Origin of the sequence: Burkholderia cepacia (assembly GCF_001718835.1) — a bacterium.
Taxonomy (GTDB): domain Bacteria; phylum Pseudomonadota; class Gammaproteobacteria; order Burkholderiales; family Burkholderiaceae; genus Burkholderia; species Burkholderia cepacia_F.
Map to the genome: position 1 here is coordinate 3,273,676 of NZ_CP013444.1, position 16,310 is coordinate 3,289,985.

Genomic DNA, 16,310 nt, shown 5'->3' on the forward strand with positions numbered 1-16,310 from the left:
GAACCGGATCCACCACTATTAGCGGAAGTTCCTGAAACCGCCGTTTGCGCTTCCGAATATGCAGAGAGCGTCAATCCGGAAATCGAAAATGCAATACCCGCAATCACGCGAAGGCCCCGTACGCGCTTGCGGCCGCCTGCCCTGCCGTGCGATGCGGCCCCTTCCTGCACCGCCACCCAGGCGCCCGATGATTCGTTCCAGATCGTCTTATAGCATTTATTCATCATTGGAATCCATTATTTTCATCGATAAATCGGAGTCGATTTAATTCAACTCCGCACTAACCGGAAATGGATTCTATTTATTACCTCACGGATCAATCTTCAAAAAATGTAAAAACCGGCCGAAATATTTGTCATACATGGTTAAATTTGCAATCAAAATCCATTATTTAAATGAAAATCTTTCATTAAACAAAATCATAGAAAAATAAGCAATTTCGACCCCATCGTTTTGTCTCATTTGGTGCTTTAAAAAATCTCATTTCGAATTCGGATGCCGATGCGCGCAAACGCCGCCCGGCCCTGCGCGGGACGAAGCGTCGGAACGGAGGAAGGAGGGAAGAAGGAAAAGGTGGGGGGGCGACGTCAAATCGACGTCATTCAGGTCGACAAGGCTGCTTGCCGGGCACGGCGTCGATTCCGTTGATGGCGGTACACCGCGGAACACCGCGCGCGGCCGCGCGAGATTGCGTCCGGAACCGGTTCAGGCGATGGGCAGTGCGCCCCGCCGACGATCGCCGACGCGCCGGTCGCGCAGGATCATTCGCGACCGCCGCCGGCCGCCGGGCCGGCGTCACGCTTGAGCCGCGCCATGTGACACGCGGCGACATACACGCCGTCGCGCAATGCATAGCCCGGCGATTCGCCCTCGATCCGGAAGCCGTGCCTTTCGTACAGTGCGATCGCGCTCCGGTTGTCGGTGAACACGGTCAGCTCGAGGCGCGTGAGGTTCAGCCAGTTTTCCGCGAGATCGATCATTGCGGCAAGCAACCGGCCGCCGATGCCGCGCCCGTGATGCGACGCCTTGACCATCAGCCCGAACCCCGCGACGTGGCGGCGGCGCGGATTCGCTTCGGGCTGAATCCCGAGATGGCCGACCACCTCGCCGTCGATTTCGGCGACGAGGCTGAAGCCCTTCTGACGTATCCCTTCGATGCGCTCCTGCCATTTCTCCAGCGACGGAAACGGCGCTTGCAGCGTATTCGCATAGACCGCGGGGTGCGCGGCGATCTGCCGGATCGCGTCGACGTCGTGCGTCTCGCTGTGCCGGATCTTGATGTCGGTCATGGAGCTATCGGGCAAACGGAGGAAGCGAACGTTGCGGCTGCGTCGGAGGTCGGCGGCATGCCGGGGAAAACGTCGAGCTTATCCGAATTCGCCGCGCCGGATACGGCCGCGAACCGACGAAATCACGCTGCATCGCGCGACGGATCGTGCATTCCCGCGGTTCGTAGTTCGTTGCGTGCGCAACATCATGCAAGCTGGACGCCTGCGTTGCGAACTGCATGCACGCGCTCGCGCGGCCGCCGTGTTCCACGTCTGCGACAAGCCGCACCTCGACCGGCTGCACGGCGATTGAACGGCCGCCGCCGACGGCGACGAGCACGACCCCTGGAGGGCTCGGCCCCAACGGCGCTCACCGCGGCTTCACCGGCGACCTGGCCCCGCCGGGCCGCCGCGCTTCGCCGCACCGCAGCGCCCGCCCGGCCCGCGCAGATCATCAGACGGATGGCTGGTGCCGCCCTGATTTCGCACCGCACGAAAATGCTCCTTGTTCGCCGCCGGTTCGCGTTAAACTCCGTCAAGCTGTTTGCAAAAACGCCATCTTCGCCTTTACGGCACATACGACACGAGGATAGGTTCGATGCGCACTACCGGCTCATCCGGGGCAATGACCCTGCTCACCGAACACGACCCGGCCGACGGCCGCGAACTGCGCTCGCTCCGGCTCGAGGCAACCGCCGACGGCAAGAGCGTGCTGCTGATCGAGATCGACGAACGCAAGCCCGGCATCCATCGCGAAGTCCGCTACGAGATCACGCCGGCCGAACTGATCGCGGCGATCCGCTCGCACGGCGCCGAGCTGCCCGGCGAAAACCACGGCGCCGCGTCGCTCGCCCGCACCTCCTCCTGATCCGACGGATCGGTGAGCCGCGCACGATGCGCCGGCTCACCTCCGCACCGTTTCGCCTGCTTCAACGTTTCCCGCCACTGTCTTGAAAAAGGCCGATAATCGGCCCATCCATGCGCATTCCGCGCATTTGCCGGCCCTTGCCCGCCTTTTCCTTTTCGGCCAGCCGTCATGCTCCGTGACCTCGTCGCCCAATACGGGCCGCTTCTCGTCTTCGCCAACGTGCTCGCGGCGGCCATCGGCCTGCCGGTGCCCGCGATGCCGACACTCGTGCTGTTCGGCGCGATGTCCGCGATGCATCCCGAGATGATCGGCTCGCAGCTGGTGACGGTGGTGGCGCTGTCGGTGTTCGGCGCCTTGATCGGCGACACCGTGTGGTACGTCGCCGGGCGCCGTTACGGCGGCACGACGCTGAAGACGATCTGCCGGCTGTCGCTGTCGCGCGATACCTGCGTGAGAAAGACCGAACGCTTCTTCGGCCGCTACGGCGTGCGCGTGCTCGCGGTCGCGCGCTTCATTCCCGGCTTGTCGCTCGTCTCGGTGCCGATGGCCGGTGCGCTCGGCACGCGCTACCGCACGTTCGCCGGCTACGATGCCCTCGGCGCCGCACTGTGGACGATCGTCGGCCTGGCGGCCGGGCTCGTGTTCTACCGGCAGATCGACTGGCTGTTCGCCGGCGCGAGCCACCTCGGCCGCGCGGTCCTGCTGGTGATCGTCGCGCTGCTCGCCGTGTATGCGGCCATCCGCTGGATGCGCCGCCGCGCGCTGATCCGCCAGCTCGCCAATGCGCGGATCAGCGTCGACGAACTCGACCTGCTGCTGCGCGACGCCACCGCGCCGGTCGTGCTCGACGTGCGCTCGCCCGAGCACCGCAAGCTCGACCCGTTCACGATTCCCGGCGCGCAATTCGCCGACGATCGCCAGATCGGCGACATCGTCGCGCGCTATCCGCTCTCGCAGAAGTTCGTCGTGTACTGCTCGTGCCCGAACGAAGTGACGGCGGCCCTGATGGCGAAGCGCCTGCTCGACGCGGGCTTCACCGATGCGCTCGCGCTGCGCGGCGGCCTCGACGCCTGGCGCGATACGGGCCGCCAGCTCACGTCGCTCGTGGAAGACACGCCGGCCGCGAACGATCCCGTCGCCGGCTTTCACAAGCCTGCTTAGGTCCTTGTAAGCGCAAGCAGCGGGCCCGCGATCGCGCGGTGCCCGCTGCACGACGCGCGCCGCCATCGCAGCGCACGTGCCCTTCCGTCTCTTCCCGCGCGTCGATCAGAACGCGTGCAGCGGCAGGTTCACGACCAGACGGTACTCGGTGTTCGTCGCGTCCGAGTAGTGCGCCGAACCGGCGTGCCACATCGCGATGAACGTGACCTTCGTGTCCTTCAGCTTGCCGCTCTGGAACGTGTACGACGGGATGAAGCCGAACTCGTGGTGACGGCCCTGCACCGGCGCGCCGTTGCTCCAGTAGATGCTCGACTTGCTCGGGTCGAGCGCCGCGCTCGCGCTGCCGTCCGCGCCCCAGCCCGTCACGCCCCAGACCATCGCCTTGAAGCCCGGCAGGCCCGCTTCCTTGCCGTAGAACGTGTAACGCAGCTGCAGCGACTTTTCGTGCGGCGCGTTGTAGTCGACGTCCATCGAGTTGGTCAGGAAGATGCCGTTCGTTTCGTTCAGGTAGTCGAAGAACTGGTCGCCGAGCACCTGCTGGAAGCCGAGCAGCAGCTCGTGCGGGCCGTGCTGCGCGGCCAGCGACAGGCTGTACGCGTTGTTGTTGATCTTGCCTTGCAGCGCATCGCCCGTGTCGTGCGTCGAGTAGACGTTGCCGAAGCCCGTCCACTTGATCGTCTGCGGGCTGCCGATGCTGTGCTTCACCGACGCGTAGTACTGGTGCCACACGTCGTCGGCCTGGTTCGCGTACAGCGCGATTTCGCCGTTCGGCGAGTAATCCCACGTGCCGCCGACGTACGACAGGCGATTGATGCGCGTGCCGCCGTATTGCGTCGTCAGGTTGGTGAGCGTCGTGTGACCGCGCGCGTCGGTCTTCGTGAAGCTGCCGGCCTCGAGCATCACGTTCTTGAATTCGTTGCTGACGAGTGTCGCGCCGAGGAACGTCGGCGGCAGCGCACGGTTGTCGTGCTGCTCCATGAACGGGTTGTCGACGGCCTGCAGACCGTACTTGACCACCGTGTTCGAGATGCGCGCCTTCACGTCGTAGATGCCGGGATAGGCCCATGCGAGCTGGTTGCCGCCCCCGCCGCCCTTCGCGATGTGCACCATGCTGCCGGCGCCCTGGCCGCCGTCGAGCTTCAGCGCCGCATACAGCGACGCGTCGAAACCGATGCCGATCAGGCCCGTCGTATAGCCCGACTCGAAGTTCGCCATCGCGCCCTGGACCCACGCGTGGCGATGCGGGCCGCCCTTGGCGTCGAGCACGTCCGCATAGTTGCGGAACAGGAAGTTGAGGTGGCTGTCGGCAATGAAGCCCTTCGACTGCGACTGGGCAGACGGCTCGTCGGGCGGCGTGACGGCCTGGGTCGCCTCGGCGTTGATGATCGCGTTCGGCGTGGACGCCTGCGCGACGGTGGCGCCCGGCGCTGCCTGCGCCACCGCCAGCGGCGCTGCGTCGTCCGCGTAGGCCGCGCCCGTGAGCGAGACACCGGCGAGTGCCGGCAGCCCCCATGCGAGCAGCATTTTCGATGCCGTCCCGATCTTCCTGTGTTTTGTCATCGTGGTTCTCTTCTTGTGTTGATGTCGTCTGCGCCGGTCGCGATACGCTTCCGGTCCCACCCCGGCGCGCCCGGTTAAGGACGCGCCTGTACCCGCGGCGCGAAGATCGTTCGCGCCGCACCTACCCCTGTTGACCTGCCTGCTTATTTGTGTTTCAGCCCACACCCGCGCGGATGCACGCGACCTTCGCCGCAGAACCGTGCCGTACTTCCGGCAGCGGCACGTCCTGCGCGCACGCATCGATCGCGACCGGGCAGCGCGTGCGGAACGCGCAGCCGGACGGCGGGTTGAGCGGCGAGGGCATCTCGCCCGCCAGCAGCATCGGGCGGCGAGCACGCTCGCGCGCCGGCTCCGGCGTCGGCGCCGCATCGAGCAGCGCCTTCGTGTACGGGTGTTGAGGCACGCCGTACACGTCATGCCGCGTGCCGAACTCCATCACGCGGCCGAGATACATCACGAGCACACGCTGGCTGATCGCCTTCACCACGGCGAGATCGTGTGCAACGAACAGATAGGACAACGACAGTTCGCGTTGAAGATCGCGCAGCAGGTTCACGATCTGCGCCTGGATCGACACGTCGAGCGCCGATACGGGTTCGTCGCAGATCACGAGCTTCGGCTCGCCGATCAGCGCGCGCGCGATGCCGACGCGCTGGCACTGCCCGCCGGAAAATTCATGCGGATAGCGCAGCAGGTGATGCGCGTTCAGGCCGACGCGTTCGAGCATCGCGACCACGCGGCGGCGCACCTCGGTGCGGCCGAGGCCGGCCTGGTGCGTGACGAGCGGCTCCGCGACGACCTGCTCGATCGTCATGCGCGGATCGAGCGATGCGAGCGGATCCTGGAAGATCATCTGCACTTCGCGCCGCATCGTGGTGCCGCGCAGGTGATCGGGCGCCACGGCTTCGCCGCGCCATTTCACGGCGCCGGCCGTCATCGGCACGAGGCCGATCAGCGCACGCGCGAGCGTCGACTTCCCGCAGCCCGATTCGCCGACGAGCCCGACGGTCTCGCCGCGCTTCACGTCGAACGACACGCCGTCGACGGCGCGCAGCGTCCCCTTCGGCGACCACGGATAGCCGCCGAGCGGCACGCGGAAATGCACTTTCAAACCATCGACGGACAGCAGCGTGTCGTCCGTCGCGCCGGTATTGCGGCGTTCATCGACGCTCATCGCAGACCTCCCGTCATATCGGCCACGGGCCGGTGGCACGCGCGCACCGCGCCCACGGCGCCATAGGTTTCGAGCGCGGGGCGCGCCGCGCCGCACCGTTCTTCCGCATACGTGCAGCGCTTCGCGAACGCGCAGCCGGCCGGCGCGGTGCCGGGCATCGGCGGATTGCCGGGAATCGCGACGAGCGGCGCATCGTCCGCGTCGGTCAGGCGCGGCAGCGCGTTGAGCAGGCCGATCGTGTACGGATGCGACGGCGCCGCGAAAATCGATTCGGCCGGCGCGTATTCGACGGTGCGGCCCGCATACATGACCATCACGTCGTCCGCGAGGCCCGCGACCACCCCCATGTCGTGCGTGATCAGCACGATCGCCGTGCCGCGCTCGCGGTTCAGCTCGCGCAGCAGGTCGATGATCTGCGCCTGCACGGTCACGTCGAGCGCGGTGGTCGGCTCGTCGGCGATCAGGATTTCCGGCTCGGACAGCAGCGCCATCGCGATCATCACGCGCTGGCGCATCCCGCCCGAGAACTCGTGCGGATACATGCGGATGCGGCGCGCCGCGTCCGGGATACGCACCGATTCGAGCGCCTCGATCGCGCGCTTCGTGGCTTCCTTGCGCGACAGCTTGCGATGCAGCTGCAGCGTCTCGGTCATCTGCCGCTCGATCGTCAGGAACGGATTGAGCGACGTCATCGGATCCTGGAAGATCATCGCGATCCGGTCGCCGCGCACCTTGTTCAGCGCGCGTGCATTCATCTCGAGCAGGTTGTCGCCGCGATAACGCGCGGCGCCCGTCGTCGTGCCGTTGCCGGCCAGCAGGCCGAGCAGCGCCATCACGGTCTGGCTCTTGCCCGAGCCCGATTCGCCGACGATGCCGAGCGTCTTGCCGGCTTCGAGCGAGAACGACACGCCGCTCACGGCGTCGACCGGCGGCGCGTCCTTGCGCGAGAAGCGCACGCCGAGGTTGTCTACTTCCAGCAGTGCACCCATTTCAGCGATCCTTCGGGTCGAGCGCGTCACGCAGGCCATCGCCGACGAAGTTCACGCAGTAGAGCGTCACGCACAGCATGACGGCCGGGGCCAGCAGCAGCCACGGCATGGATTCCAGTTTCTGCGCGCCGTCCTGGATCAGCACGCCCCAGCTCGTCATCGGTTCCTGCACGCCGAGGCCGAGGAACGACAGCACCGATTCGGTCAGCACGATGCCCGGCACCGAGACCGTCGCGTACACGACGACCACGCCGAGCAGGTTCGGCACCACGTGACGCAGCACGATCGACGCCGGCGACACGCCGATCGCGCGCGCCGCATCGACGAACTCGCGGCTGCGCAGCGACAGCGTCTGGCCGCGCACGACACGCGCCATGTCGATCCACGAGAACGCGCTGATGGTCAGCACGACCAGCATGAACGAGCGGCCGAACAGGGTCATCATCAGGATCGCGATCAACAGGTACGGGATCGCGTACATCATGTCGACGACGCGCATCATCACGGCATCGGTGCGGCCGCCCGCGAAGCCCGCGGTCGCGCCCCACGCGACGCCGAACAGGCCCGACACGAGCGTGCCGAGCACGCCGACCTCGATCGACACGCGCCCGCCGATCAGCGTGCGCACGAGCAGGTCGCGGCCGAGTTCGTCGGTGCCGAACCAGTGCTGGTTGGCCCAGGTCGGCGGCAGGCTGATCGCGGCCCAGTCGCTCGCGGCCGGGTCGGCGGTCAGCAGCCACGGGCCGACGAAACACGCGAGCGTGATCAGCGCGAGCAGCACGAGGCTGAACACGGCCGCACGGTTGTGGAGGAAGCGCGCCATCGCGAGCGCGAGCGGCGAGCGCGAACGCGGCGGCGTGTCGGTCTGCACGGGCAGGCCGACGACGGGAGTAGTCGGAGTCATCGCGGTGCCTCGCTCAATAACGGATGCGCGGATCGAGCCACGCGTACGCGAGGTCGACCAGCAGGTTGAACAGCACGGCGCAGACGGTGGTCAGCACGACGAGGCCGAGCACGAGCGTGTAGTCGCGGTTGATCGCACCGTTCACGACGAGCTGGCCGAGGCCCGGCAGCGCGAACACCGATTCGGTGACGACGGCCGCGGTGATCGACGAGATGCAGACCGTGCCGACCAGCGACACGACCGGCATCAGCGCGGGCTTCAGCGCGTGGCGCAGCACGATCGTCGAGCCCGGCAGGCCCTTCGCGCGCGCGGTGCGGATGTAGTTGCTCGACAGCGTCTCGATCATCGAGCCGCGCATCACGCGCGCGAGCAGCGACATGTTGATGAAGGTCAGCAGCACGATCGGCAGCAGCCGGTACTGCCAGCCGCCGTCGCCCCAGCCGCCCGCCGGGAGCCAGCCGTTGCCGGCCGACGTCTTCAGCAGGATCGCGAAGACCCACACGAGCACGGGGCCGAGCACGAACGGCGGCACGACGTTGCCGACGTTGCCGATCAGCATCACGATGCGGTCGATGAAGCTGTCGCGGCGCACGGCCGCGACGGTGCCGAGCAGCACGCCGAGCCCGATCGAGATCGGGATCGACAGGCCGCCCACGCCGAGACTCACCGGCAGCGCCTTGCGCACGAGGTCGTTCACCGACCAGTCGACGTAACGGAACGACGGACCGAGATCGCCGTGCAGCAGCGCGTCCAGGTACATCAGGTACTGCTTCCACAGCGGCTGGTCGAGGTGATACTTCGCGTTCAGGTTCGCGAGCGTCGCCGCGGACAGCTGCTTCTCCGTATCGAACGGGCCACCGGGCGTCAGGTGCAGCAGCAGGTAGCAGACGGTGACGACCGCGAGGATCGTCGGCACCGCCCACAACGTACGCCTCAATGCGTAGGCCAGCATGATCGCTCCGCTCAGTGCTTGATCAGGTACATGTCCTGCGAAGCACGCATGTCGATCACGTTCTTCAGCGAGTAGCCACCGACGTACGGCTTCACGAGACGGTCGGCCGAGTACTGGAACAGCGGCACCATCGGCGTGTCGGCCAGTGCGAGAAGATCGTGTGCCTGCGTGAGCAGCGCGGCACGCGCCTTGTCGTCGAGCTTCTGGTTGCCTTCGTCGACGAGCGCATCGGCCTGCTTGTTGCAGTAGCCGACGGTGTTCTGCGCGCTGCCGCAACGCAGCAGGTCGAAGAACGTCATCGCGTCGTTGTAGTCCGCGAACCAGCCGTCGCGCGCGATCTGCACCTTGCCGTCATGACGCTGCTTCATCAGCACCTTGAACTCGACGTTCTCGAGCTTCGTGTTGATGCCGAGCTTGGTGCGCCATTCGGACGCCGCGAACAGCGCGACCTTCTTGTGCAGGTCGTTGGTGTTGTAGGTCAGCGTGAACGACAGCGGCTTCGCATCCGAATAGCCGGCCTGCTTCAGCAGGTCCTTCGCGGCCGAGACACGCTTGGCCATCGGCCACGACGCCCAGTCCGGCGTGAACGGCTGCACGCCCTTCGTGCCGTTCGGCATCAGGCCGTACATCGGCTTCTCGCCGGCCTGCGTGAGCTTCTGGGTCAGCACGTCGCGATCGAGCACCATCGACAGCGCCTGGCGCACGCGCTTGTCCTTCAGTACCGGATCGCTGTTGTTCAGGTAGTAGTAGTACGTCGCGAGCTGCAGGCCCTGGCGCAGTTCGCCGCCGAACTGCTTGCTGACCTGCTGGAAGATCCCCGACGGGATCGAATAGCTGTAGTCGATCTGGCCGGCCTGGTACATGCGCATCGCCGTCTCGTCGCTCTCGATCGGCAGGTACGTGACCTTGTTGATCACGACCTTCGGCGCATTCCAGTATTTCGCATCCTTCGAGATCACGATGCGGTTGTTCGGCTGCCAGTCGACGAGCTGGTAGGCGCCGTTGCTGACGATGTTGCCCGGGCGCGTCCATGCGTCGCCGAGCTTCGTCACCGTGTCCTTGTTCACCGGCGCGAGCGGCACCATCGCGGTGAGCTCGGGGAAGAACGCGACCGGCACGTCGGTCGTCACTTCCAGCGTGTACGGGTCGACGGCGTGCACGCCGAGCGTCGACGGCGCGGCCTTGCCCGCGATGATGTCCTTCGAGTTCTTCACGAACTCGACGAGGATCGTGTACTTCGAGCCCGTCTTCGGATCGACGAGGCGCTGCCATGCATAGACGAAATCGGCGGCCGTCACCGGCTGGCCGTTGCTCCACTTCGCGTCGTGGCGAAGCTTGAAGATCCACGTCGTCGGCGTCTTGCGCTCCCACGACAGCGCGACACCCGGCACGACCTGGCCGGCTGCGTCGATGCGCGCCAGCCCTTCGAACAGGTCGAGGCCGATCGTGTTGCCGGTCCACGATTCGATGTGCGCCGGGTCGAGCGACTCGACTTCGGCGGGCACCTGGCGCGTCAGGTCCTGTTGAGGAGCGAGCGCGACGTTCGACGGAACGGAAACGGCGTGGGCGACAGGCGTCAGGGCGAGCGCGGCCAGCACGGCCGACATGGCATGCAAGGATTTCATCGTGTCAGTACTTGGTGGGTTTTCGGTGCGTGTGTCGCGGCGGGACGTCGCGGGTTACACGTAGGACGCTGCCGTGTGCAGCGATTGAGGAGGCCCGTGATTCTCGTATTGCATTTTAGTATTCCTTACGTTTCTTTCGACAGGCATTCCGTCTTCGAAACGAAGGAATACCTGTGCGTTAGAACAGCCTCGGCGTACCGACCCAGACCACCACCGACTCGATCTTCGCGGTGTTGACCCAGCTGTGCGGGACCGTCGACTGATAGTGCGAGCTGTCGCCGGCCTGCAGGACGAACGTCTTGCCTTCCAGCGTCAGCGACACTTCCCCTTCAATCACATACAGGAACTCCTCTCCTGCATGTGTCGTCACCTCCGACCGCTTCTGCCCCGGCGGCATCCGCACGAGGATCGCCTCCAGCTGGCGTCCTTCGGACACGTTCGTCAGCCTCGCGAACAGGTTCGCCGAATCGGCAAACCCGAAGAAGCGCAGCTGCTCGCCTCGGCAGACCGAGCGTTCCTCGCTCGGCGTATCCACGAAGTACTGCACCGTCACACCGAGCGCGTGCGCGATACCGGCCAACGATGTCAGCGACGGCGACGCGAGCCCGCGTTCGACTTGAGACAGAAACGGCTTCGAAATCCCCGCGGCGGTAGCGGTGTCGTCGAGCGTGCGCTTGAGTCGTTGGCGCAACGCGCGAATCTTGCTGCCCAGAGCGGCGGCAGCGTCTGCGGACCGCGAGTTTTCAGTGGGGGGAACCATAGCAGGCCGAAAAGTGATCGTCAAAAAATGTTTGATGGAAAATAACTAAGTTAGAACGATATAGCTTAGTCTTCGGGTTTACGTGCGTCTCGAGCGTTGCTCGCGGTGCGCTAAACACCGTTCGGCCCAGGCCGCAAAACGCGCTATCTTGCCAGACTCGCCGGCTTCACAGGCAAGCTGCAAGCGGCTCTCCGGGATATTGCCGAGGCCCTTGACGCAAACTTACAAAGACATGACGAGACGAATTGTCCTGAAAACTCCTGACACGTCAGGGATTTCCCGGTGTGGCGCGGACCTGACGCGGCGCACCTGTCAACCTTACCAGTCGCGCGCCGGCCGAAGCCTCGCGCCACCTGTCACGGGAGGCGACTGACCCCGACGGGGGCCAGTCCGCCCGATTTTGCCGCCGCCTTCGCGCCGCCTACCCGGCCGATACGCGCAGGCACCAGATCGACCCTTGGCAGCGCGCGATCCGCGCCGCCCGCTTGAACCGAGATTGACATGCATTCACCTTCACCTGTTTCACAAACCCGATCGTTCACGACGGTCTTCCTCATCGAAATGTGGGAGCGCTTCGGCTACTACGGCATGGCCGCGCTCCTGGTCCTCTTCATGGTCGACCGGCTCGGCTTCACCGACAGCCACGCGAACCTGACCTGGGGTGCGTTTACCGCACTCGTCTATGCCGCGCCGTCGATCGGCGGCTGGATCGGCGACAAGGTGCTCGGCGCCCGTCGCACGATGATCATCGGCGCATCCGTGCTGTGTGCCGGCTACCTGATGCTGTCGGTACCGAACGACCAGCTGACGTACATGTACGCGTCGCTCGGCGTGATCGTCGTCGGCAACGGCCTGTTCAAGGCCAACGCCGCGAACCTCGTGCGTCGCATCTATGAAGGCGACGACGCGCGCATCGACAGCGCGTTCACGATCTACTACATGGCGGTCAACATCGGCTCGACGGTGTCGATGCTCGCGACGCCGTGGATCAAGGATCACTGGGGCTGGCACACCGCGTTCGCGGTCTGCTGCGGCGGCATGCTGCTCGCGATCCTCAACTTCATGCTGATGCATCGCACGCTCGCGCACGTCGGCTCGCTACCCGACGACCAGCCGATCCGCTGGAAGCGCCTCGGCGCGGTCGCCCTGGGCGGTGTCGGGCTCGCGCTGGTCACGCTGTACGTGCTGCAGCACAAGCAGCTGGCCGTCGCCAGCGTGTGGACGGCGGCGTTCGCGATCCTCGCGATCTTCGCGTACATGATCGCGAAGTCGGAGCGCTCGGAGCGCGCCGGCCTGATCGCGGCGCTCGTGCTGATCGGCCAGGTGATCCTGTTCTTCATCTTCTACGTGCAGATGTCGACGTCGCTGACGCTGTTCGCGCTGCGCAACGTCGATCCGCGCTTCATGCTGTTCGGCACGACGCTGTTCACCTGGAGCGCCGCGCAGTTCCAGGCGCTGAACCCGATCTGGATCATGCTGCTGAGCCCGGTGCTCGTGTGGGTCTACAACGCCGTCGCGAAGGGCGGCCGTGACCTGCCGGTCGCCGCGAAGTACGCGCTCGGTTTCGGCGCAGTGGCCGCGGGCTACCTGGTGTTCACGATCAGCGGCCGCTTTGCCGTGGACGGCCGCGTGTCGTCGTGGTTCATGGTGTGGGGCTACGGCCTTTACTCGCTCGGCGAACTGCTGGTGAGCGGCCTCGGCCTCGCGATGATCGCCCGCTACGTGCCGGCGCGCATGAGCGGCTTCATGATGGGTGCGTACTTCGTCGCGACGGGCGTGTCGCAGTATCTGGGCAGCGTCGTCGCGAACTTCGCGCAGATGCCGTCGCACGAACTGCCGGCCACCGAATCGCTGCCGCTCTACCTGTCGCTGTTCGAGAAGCTCGGCTGGCTCGCCGCGATCGGCATGCTGCTCGCGCTGCTGCTGCTGCCGCTGATGAACCGCCTGTCGCGCCAGCACCAGCGTTGTGCGGAAGAGCGCCGCGAAGAGGCCACGTCGGCAACGGCGGCCGTCGCGGCTCAGTGAAATCCCTTGGCGTGCTGCGTGCGCGCCACATTCTCCTGCCGATTCCCCGCGCCCGTCCTACACTGGTTGCAGGGAGCGCTTCCGACGAGACGCGCGACAGGCAGGAGAAAGTCATGAAAAGCAAGACGACGCGGCTCTTGAGGATGCTGTCGGATATCCGGCGCGCGCAACGCTGCACCGCGCTGCGCGCCGCGAAGGCGGCCGCCGAAGCCGACGCGGTACTCGCGGAACGCAACGACGCCGACGACGATCGCGGCGAAGCGGACACCGACGACGCACCGCCCACACCCCGCTCCCGTATCGGCTCACCTCACTAGCGCACGCGCCGGTTACGCGGCCGCCCCGCGCCGCCGCGCCAGCCACGTCCCCGAACTCGCAAGCGCCATCATCAGGCCCAGCGCGCACGCATCCGCGGCCAGTCCGACGCCGATCACATGCGGCAGGCGCGCGCCGTGCGCCGCCGGATGCAGCAGCGAATCGAGCGTCAGCGAGATCGCCGCGCCCGCGACGAAGCAGATCAGCCCGCGCTGGCCCACGGCCACGACCGGCCGCACGCCCTGCGCGATCCGCGCGATCCAGCCGAAGCGCACGCAATCGGCCATCAGCCACGCGACGGCCGCGAAGCTCACGACGCGCGCGAACGCCAGGTCGCGCTTCATCATCCCCTCCGGCAGCGGCAGCCCCGAGAACAGCTTGTAGCTCGCGCAGCCGAGCACGACCGCGCAGGCCAGCCCGGTCGCCGCGGCCCCCCAGCGGCCGAGCGCGATGCGCCGGTAGAACGGCTGGCAGCGCGCGAGCACGCCGGCGACGAACATCAGTTGCCACGCGAACGGATTGAAACTCCAGCGGAATCCGTCGGTATCCAGCAGCTCGGGGCCGAGCCAGCCCGCCGCGATCCACGACGACACGCTCGCGGCGGCGAGCAGCCACGGATGCCGGCGCGCGAACGGCACGAGCACCGGCGACGCGAGCGCGAACAGCACGTACATCGGCAGCACCGACGCGAGATAGGGCTGGCGCTGGAACGTCAGCAGTTCGGCAAGGCCCGTGAGCGGCGACGCGAGCATCACGCTGACGTCGTCGAGCGCGAGGTTCGGCGCATCGATCCCGTAGTGGTCGAGCACGGCCGACACGACGAGCATCAGCGTCGAGGTCGCGAGAAACGCGCGGTAGATCTGCATCGCGCGGCGCACGAACCGCCGTTGCGCGGCGCGCGCACCATGCCGTTCGGCGATCGCGCCATAGGCGCTCGCGGTCGCGAAGCCGCCGAGAAAGACGAAGACCTCGGCCGCGTCGCACAGCGCGAACGCGTGCAGCGTGACGCGCGACAGCACGCTCGCGCCGATGTGATCGACGACGATCATCAGCAGCACGATGCCGCGGAAGAAATCGACTTCGATCAGGCGGCCGGCGGCGATACGCGGTGGACCGTTCATCGGAAAGCGGCATACGAAGGAATGACGTCAGGCCAGTCTAATGGCCGATCGGGGGATACCCTAAGTAACAAAGTGCAACCGAATCTTCTGTTCGATTACACGCGCGAGATACGCGGCAGGCGGCGCAGTAGAAGCGGGCGGCGCGGTCAGCGCAACGTCAGCGGGTGGTCAGTTGGCGGTCAGTCTGACGACAGCGTGCGATTGCCTCGCGGGTCGACGCCGCAGCAGTCACGCCACGGTCAGCGAGCGGGCAGGCGCCGCATCAGCATGGCGCTGTGCCACGCGGTCAGCGCAACGGCGACCCAGATCGGCCCGTACGTCGCGAGCTTCGCGACGCTCAGCGTTTCGCCGAGCAGCAGCAGCGACACCGCGACGAGCAGCACGGGCTCGACGTAGCCGAGAATTCCGAACAGGGCCATCGGCAGCATCCGGCTGGCCTTCAGGTAGCTCGCGAGCGCGAGCGTGCTGAGCACGCCGAGCCCCGGCAACAGCGCGGCCCACAGCACGGGATGGCCGGCCACCTGCGTCGCGCTCGTCGCGACCATCGTGAACGCGACCGGGCACAGCAGCGCGATCTCGACCGCGAACGCGGCGAGCGAATCGGCGTTGATCCGCCGGCGCAGCACGAAATAAGGCGGATAACCGAGCGCGACGACGAGCGTCGGCCATGCGAACGCGCGCGTCGCCCACACTTCGTGCGCGACGCCGAGCGCGGCGCACGCGACCGCCGCCCATTGCAGCGGATCGAGCCGTTCGTGATAGTAGAAGCGGCCGACGAGCACCATCGTCAGCGGCAACAGGAAATAGCCGAGCGACACTTCGAGCATGCGCCCGTGCAGCGGCGCCCACAGGAACAGCCACAACTGCACGCCGAGCAGCGCGGCGCTCACGGGCACCGCGATCAGCAGGCGCCAGTCGCGCACGCTGCGCCGAAGGAGGTCGACGAGCGCCGGCCAGCGGCCGCGCAGCGCGATCAGCGCGAGCGCGCCCGGTGCGGTCCACAACACGCGCCACGCGAAGATGTCGAGCCCCGTGAGCGGCGCGAGCAGTTTCGCGTAGGCGGACATCAGCGCGAACAGCGTCGATGCCATCACCGACAGCATGAGGCCGCGCCCGGCCTCCGGATACCCCGTCATGATCGTTCGGTGCCCCTTACTGCTGCTGGAAGCGCTCGAAGCGCTTCTCGGTCTGGCGTTCCTCGAACGTCACCTCGGTCACGCGCGCGGCCGGCGGCCCGTGACGCAGCCACGCGAGCATCCGGTCGATCTGCGCGCCGGGGCCCTGGATCATCGCTTCGACGGTGCCGTCCTCGAGATTCGCGACCCAGCCGCGCAGCTTCAGCGCGTGCGCCTCGCGCACCGTCGCATGCCGGAAGCCGACGCCCTGCACGACGCCGCGCACCCGCACGTAGTAGGTCTCGATCCGTTCGTCCAGTTCATTGCGGCTCATCGCGTCGCCCTCCCGTTGCATTCAAGCCCGGCATTGTAGTCGCGTCGGCCGCTTCGCACATGCCCGCACCCGTCGCGGCCTTGCGTCGCCGCGCGCGCCGACCACGTACAATCTCGCCGACGCTCAACCGCCGCGCCGC

The 16,310-nt window shown here is 66.5% G+C and carries 15 protein-coding genes and 1 pseudogene; 4 read left to right on the top strand and 12 right to left on the bottom strand.

Going from position 1 to position 16,310, the window contains the following annotated elements; all coding sequences use genetic code 11:
- Nucleotides 1-140: 140 nt before the first annotated feature.
- Together WT26_RS39230 and WT26_RS34355 are read right to left on the bottom strand one after the other, a co-directional pair.
- Nucleotides 141-227: pseudogene (locus tag WT26_RS39230) on the bottom strand (ESPR domain-containing protein); the annotation flags it as partial.
- A gap of 534 nt (nt 228-761) precedes the next feature.
- A complete protein-coding gene (locus WT26_RS34355) occupies nt 762-1,289 on the bottom strand; it encodes a GNAT family N-acetyltransferase (RefSeq protein WP_069275032.1) in 528 nt (175 codons plus the stop codon).
- Nucleotides 1,290-1,866: 577 nt separating this feature from the next.
- On the opposite strand from WT26_RS34355, the gene WT26_RS34360 reads away from it, so the two are divergent.
- Nucleotides 1,867-2,136, top strand: coding sequence for a hypothetical protein (locus tag WT26_RS34360; protein ID WP_059523195.1), 270 nt, complete (start codon nt 1,867-1,869; stop codon nt 2,134-2,136).
- A gap of 168 nt (nt 2,137-2,304) precedes the next feature.
- A complete protein-coding gene (locus WT26_RS34365; RefSeq protein ID WP_069275033.1) occupies nt 2,305-3,297 on the top strand; it encodes a DedA family protein/thiosulfate sulfurtransferase GlpE in 993 nt (330 codons plus the stop codon).
- Nucleotides 3,298-3,402: 105 nt separating this feature from the next.
- On the opposite strand, the gene WT26_RS34370 is transcribed toward WT26_RS34365, so the two are convergent.
- The 7 genes from WT26_RS34370 to WT26_RS34400 all read right to left on the bottom strand — a co-directional run bounded on the left by WT26_RS34370 (nt 3,403) and on the right by WT26_RS34400 (nt 11,261).
- Nucleotides 3,403-4,857, bottom strand: coding sequence for an OprD family outer membrane porin (locus WT26_RS34370; protein WP_069275034.1), 1,455 nt, complete (start codon nt 4,855-4,857; stop codon nt 3,403-3,405).
- Between the two features lie 154 nt (nt 4,858-5,011).
- A complete protein-coding gene (locus WT26_RS34375; RefSeq protein ID WP_069275035.1) occupies nt 5,012-6,031 on the bottom strand; it encodes an ABC transporter ATP-binding protein in 1,020 nt (339 codons plus the stop codon).
- Entirely contained in the window at nt 6,028-7,020 is a 993-nt protein-coding gene (locus WT26_RS34380; protein ID WP_059523192.1) for an ABC transporter ATP-binding protein, read from the bottom strand. The genes WT26_RS34375 and WT26_RS34380 overlap by 4 nt, the downstream gene beginning before the upstream one ends.
- Before the next feature lies 1 nt (nt 7,021).
- Nucleotides 7,022-7,924, bottom strand: coding sequence for an ABC transporter permease (locus WT26_RS34385; RefSeq protein ID WP_059523191.1), 903 nt, complete (start codon nt 7,922-7,924; stop codon nt 7,022-7,024).
- Between the two features lie 13 nt (nt 7,925-7,937).
- Nucleotides 7,938-8,876: an ABC transporter permease subunit gene (locus WT26_RS34390; RefSeq protein WP_059523190.1), complete on the bottom strand. Its 939-nt coding sequence runs from the start codon at nt 8,874-8,876 to the stop codon at nt 7,938-7,940.
- 11 nt (nt 8,877-8,887) lie between these two features.
- Nucleotides 8,888-10,501, bottom strand: coding sequence for a peptide ABC transporter substrate-binding protein (locus tag WT26_RS34395; protein WP_069275036.1), 1,614 nt, complete (start codon nt 10,499-10,501; stop codon nt 8,888-8,890).
- A 178-nt stretch (nt 10,502-10,679) separates the two neighbouring features.
- On the bottom strand, nt 10,680-11,261 hold the full coding sequence (locus WT26_RS34400) for a cupin domain-containing protein (protein ID WP_021162455.1): 582 nt from the start codon (nt 11,259-11,261) through the stop codon (nt 10,680-10,682).
- 501 nt (nt 11,262-11,762) lie between these two features.
- Here WT26_RS34400 and WT26_RS34405 point away from each other — a divergent pair.
- The gene (locus tag WT26_RS34405; protein ID WP_069275037.1) at nt 11,763-13,286 is read left to right on the top strand and encodes a peptide MFS transporter; all 1,524 of its coding nucleotides are present in this window, start codon (nt 11,763-11,765) and stop codon (nt 13,284-13,286) included.
- 113 nt (nt 13,287-13,399) lie between these two features.
- Entirely contained in the window at nt 13,400-13,603 is a 204-nt protein-coding gene (locus WT26_RS34410; protein WP_042584799.1) for a hypothetical protein, read from the top strand.
- Nucleotides 13,604-13,615: 12 nt separating this feature from the next.
- Here the strand turns inward: WT26_RS34410 and WT26_RS34415 are convergent, their stop codons facing one another.
- The 3 genes from WT26_RS34415 to WT26_RS34425 all read right to left on the bottom strand — a co-directional run bounded on the left by WT26_RS34415 (nt 13,616) and on the right by WT26_RS34425 (nt 16,171).
- Complete coding sequence (locus WT26_RS34415; protein WP_069275038.1) at nt 13,616-14,722, bottom strand: OpgC domain-containing protein; 1,107 nt, start codon at nt 14,720-14,722, stop codon at nt 13,616-13,618.
- 239 nt (nt 14,723-14,961) lie between these two features.
- Entirely contained in the window at nt 14,962-15,858 is an 897-nt protein-coding gene (gene rarD / locus WT26_RS34420) for an EamA family transporter RarD (protein ID WP_069275039.1), read from the bottom strand.
- 16 nt (nt 15,859-15,874) lie between these two features.
- Nucleotides 15,875-16,171, bottom strand: a complete 297-nt coding sequence (locus WT26_RS34425) for an acylphosphatase (protein WP_059523336.1) — start codon at nt 16,169-16,171, stop codon at nt 15,875-15,877.
- Nucleotides 16,172-16,310 lie beyond the last annotated feature (139 nt).

Excerpts from the sequence above, each read along its gene's own strand:
- WT26_RS34355 (WP_069275032.1), bottom strand. The coding sequence starts at position 1,289 with ATGACCGACATCAAGATCCGGCACAGCGAGACGCACGACGTCGACGCG.
- WT26_RS34360 (WP_059523195.1), top strand. The coding sequence starts at position 1,867 with ATGCGCACTACCGGCTCATCCGGGGCAATGACCCTGCTCACCGAACAC.
- WT26_RS34365 (WP_069275033.1), top strand. The coding sequence starts at position 2,305 with ATGCTCCGTGACCTCGTCGCCCAATACGGGCCGCTTCTCGTCTTCGCC.
- WT26_RS34370 (WP_069275034.1), bottom strand. The coding sequence starts at position 4,857 with ATGACAAAACACAGGAAGATCGGGACGGCATCGAAAATGCTGCTCGCA.
- WT26_RS34375 (WP_069275035.1), bottom strand. The coding sequence starts at position 6,031 with ATGAGCGTCGATGAACGCCGCAATACCGGCGCGACGGACGACACGCTG.
- WT26_RS34380 (WP_059523192.1), bottom strand. The coding sequence starts at position 7,020 with ATGGGTGCACTGCTGGAAGTAGACAACCTCGGCGTGCGCTTCTCGCGC.
- WT26_RS34385 (WP_059523191.1), bottom strand. The coding sequence starts at position 7,924 with ATGACTCCGACTACTCCCGTCGTCGGCCTGCCCGTGCAGACCGACACG.
- WT26_RS34390 (WP_059523190.1), bottom strand. The coding sequence starts at position 8,876 with ATGCTGGCCTACGCATTGAGGCGTACGTTGTGGGCGGTGCCGACGATC.
- WT26_RS34395 (WP_069275036.1), bottom strand. The coding sequence starts at position 10,501 with ATGAAATCCTTGCATGCCATGTCGGCCGTGCTGGCCGCGCTCGCCCTG.
- WT26_RS34400 (WP_021162455.1), bottom strand. The coding sequence starts at position 11,261 with ATGGTTCCCCCCACTGAAAACTCGCGGTCCGCAGACGCTGCCGCCGCT.
- WT26_RS34405 (WP_069275037.1), top strand. The coding sequence starts at position 11,763 with ATGCATTCACCTTCACCTGTTTCACAAACCCGATCGTTCACGACGGTC.
- WT26_RS34410 (WP_042584799.1), top strand. The coding sequence starts at position 13,400 with ATGAAAAGCAAGACGACGCGGCTCTTGAGGATGCTGTCGGATATCCGG.
- WT26_RS34415 (WP_069275038.1), bottom strand. The coding sequence starts at position 14,722 with ATGAACGGTCCACCGCGTATCGCCGCCGGCCGCCTGATCGAAGTCGAT.
- rarD (WP_069275039.1), bottom strand. The coding sequence starts at position 15,858 with ATGACGGGGTATCCGGAGGCCGGGCGCGGCCTCATGCTGTCGGTGATG.
- WT26_RS34425 (WP_059523336.1), bottom strand. The coding sequence starts at position 16,171 with ATGAGCCGCAATGAACTGGACGAACGGATCGAGACCTACTACGTGCGG.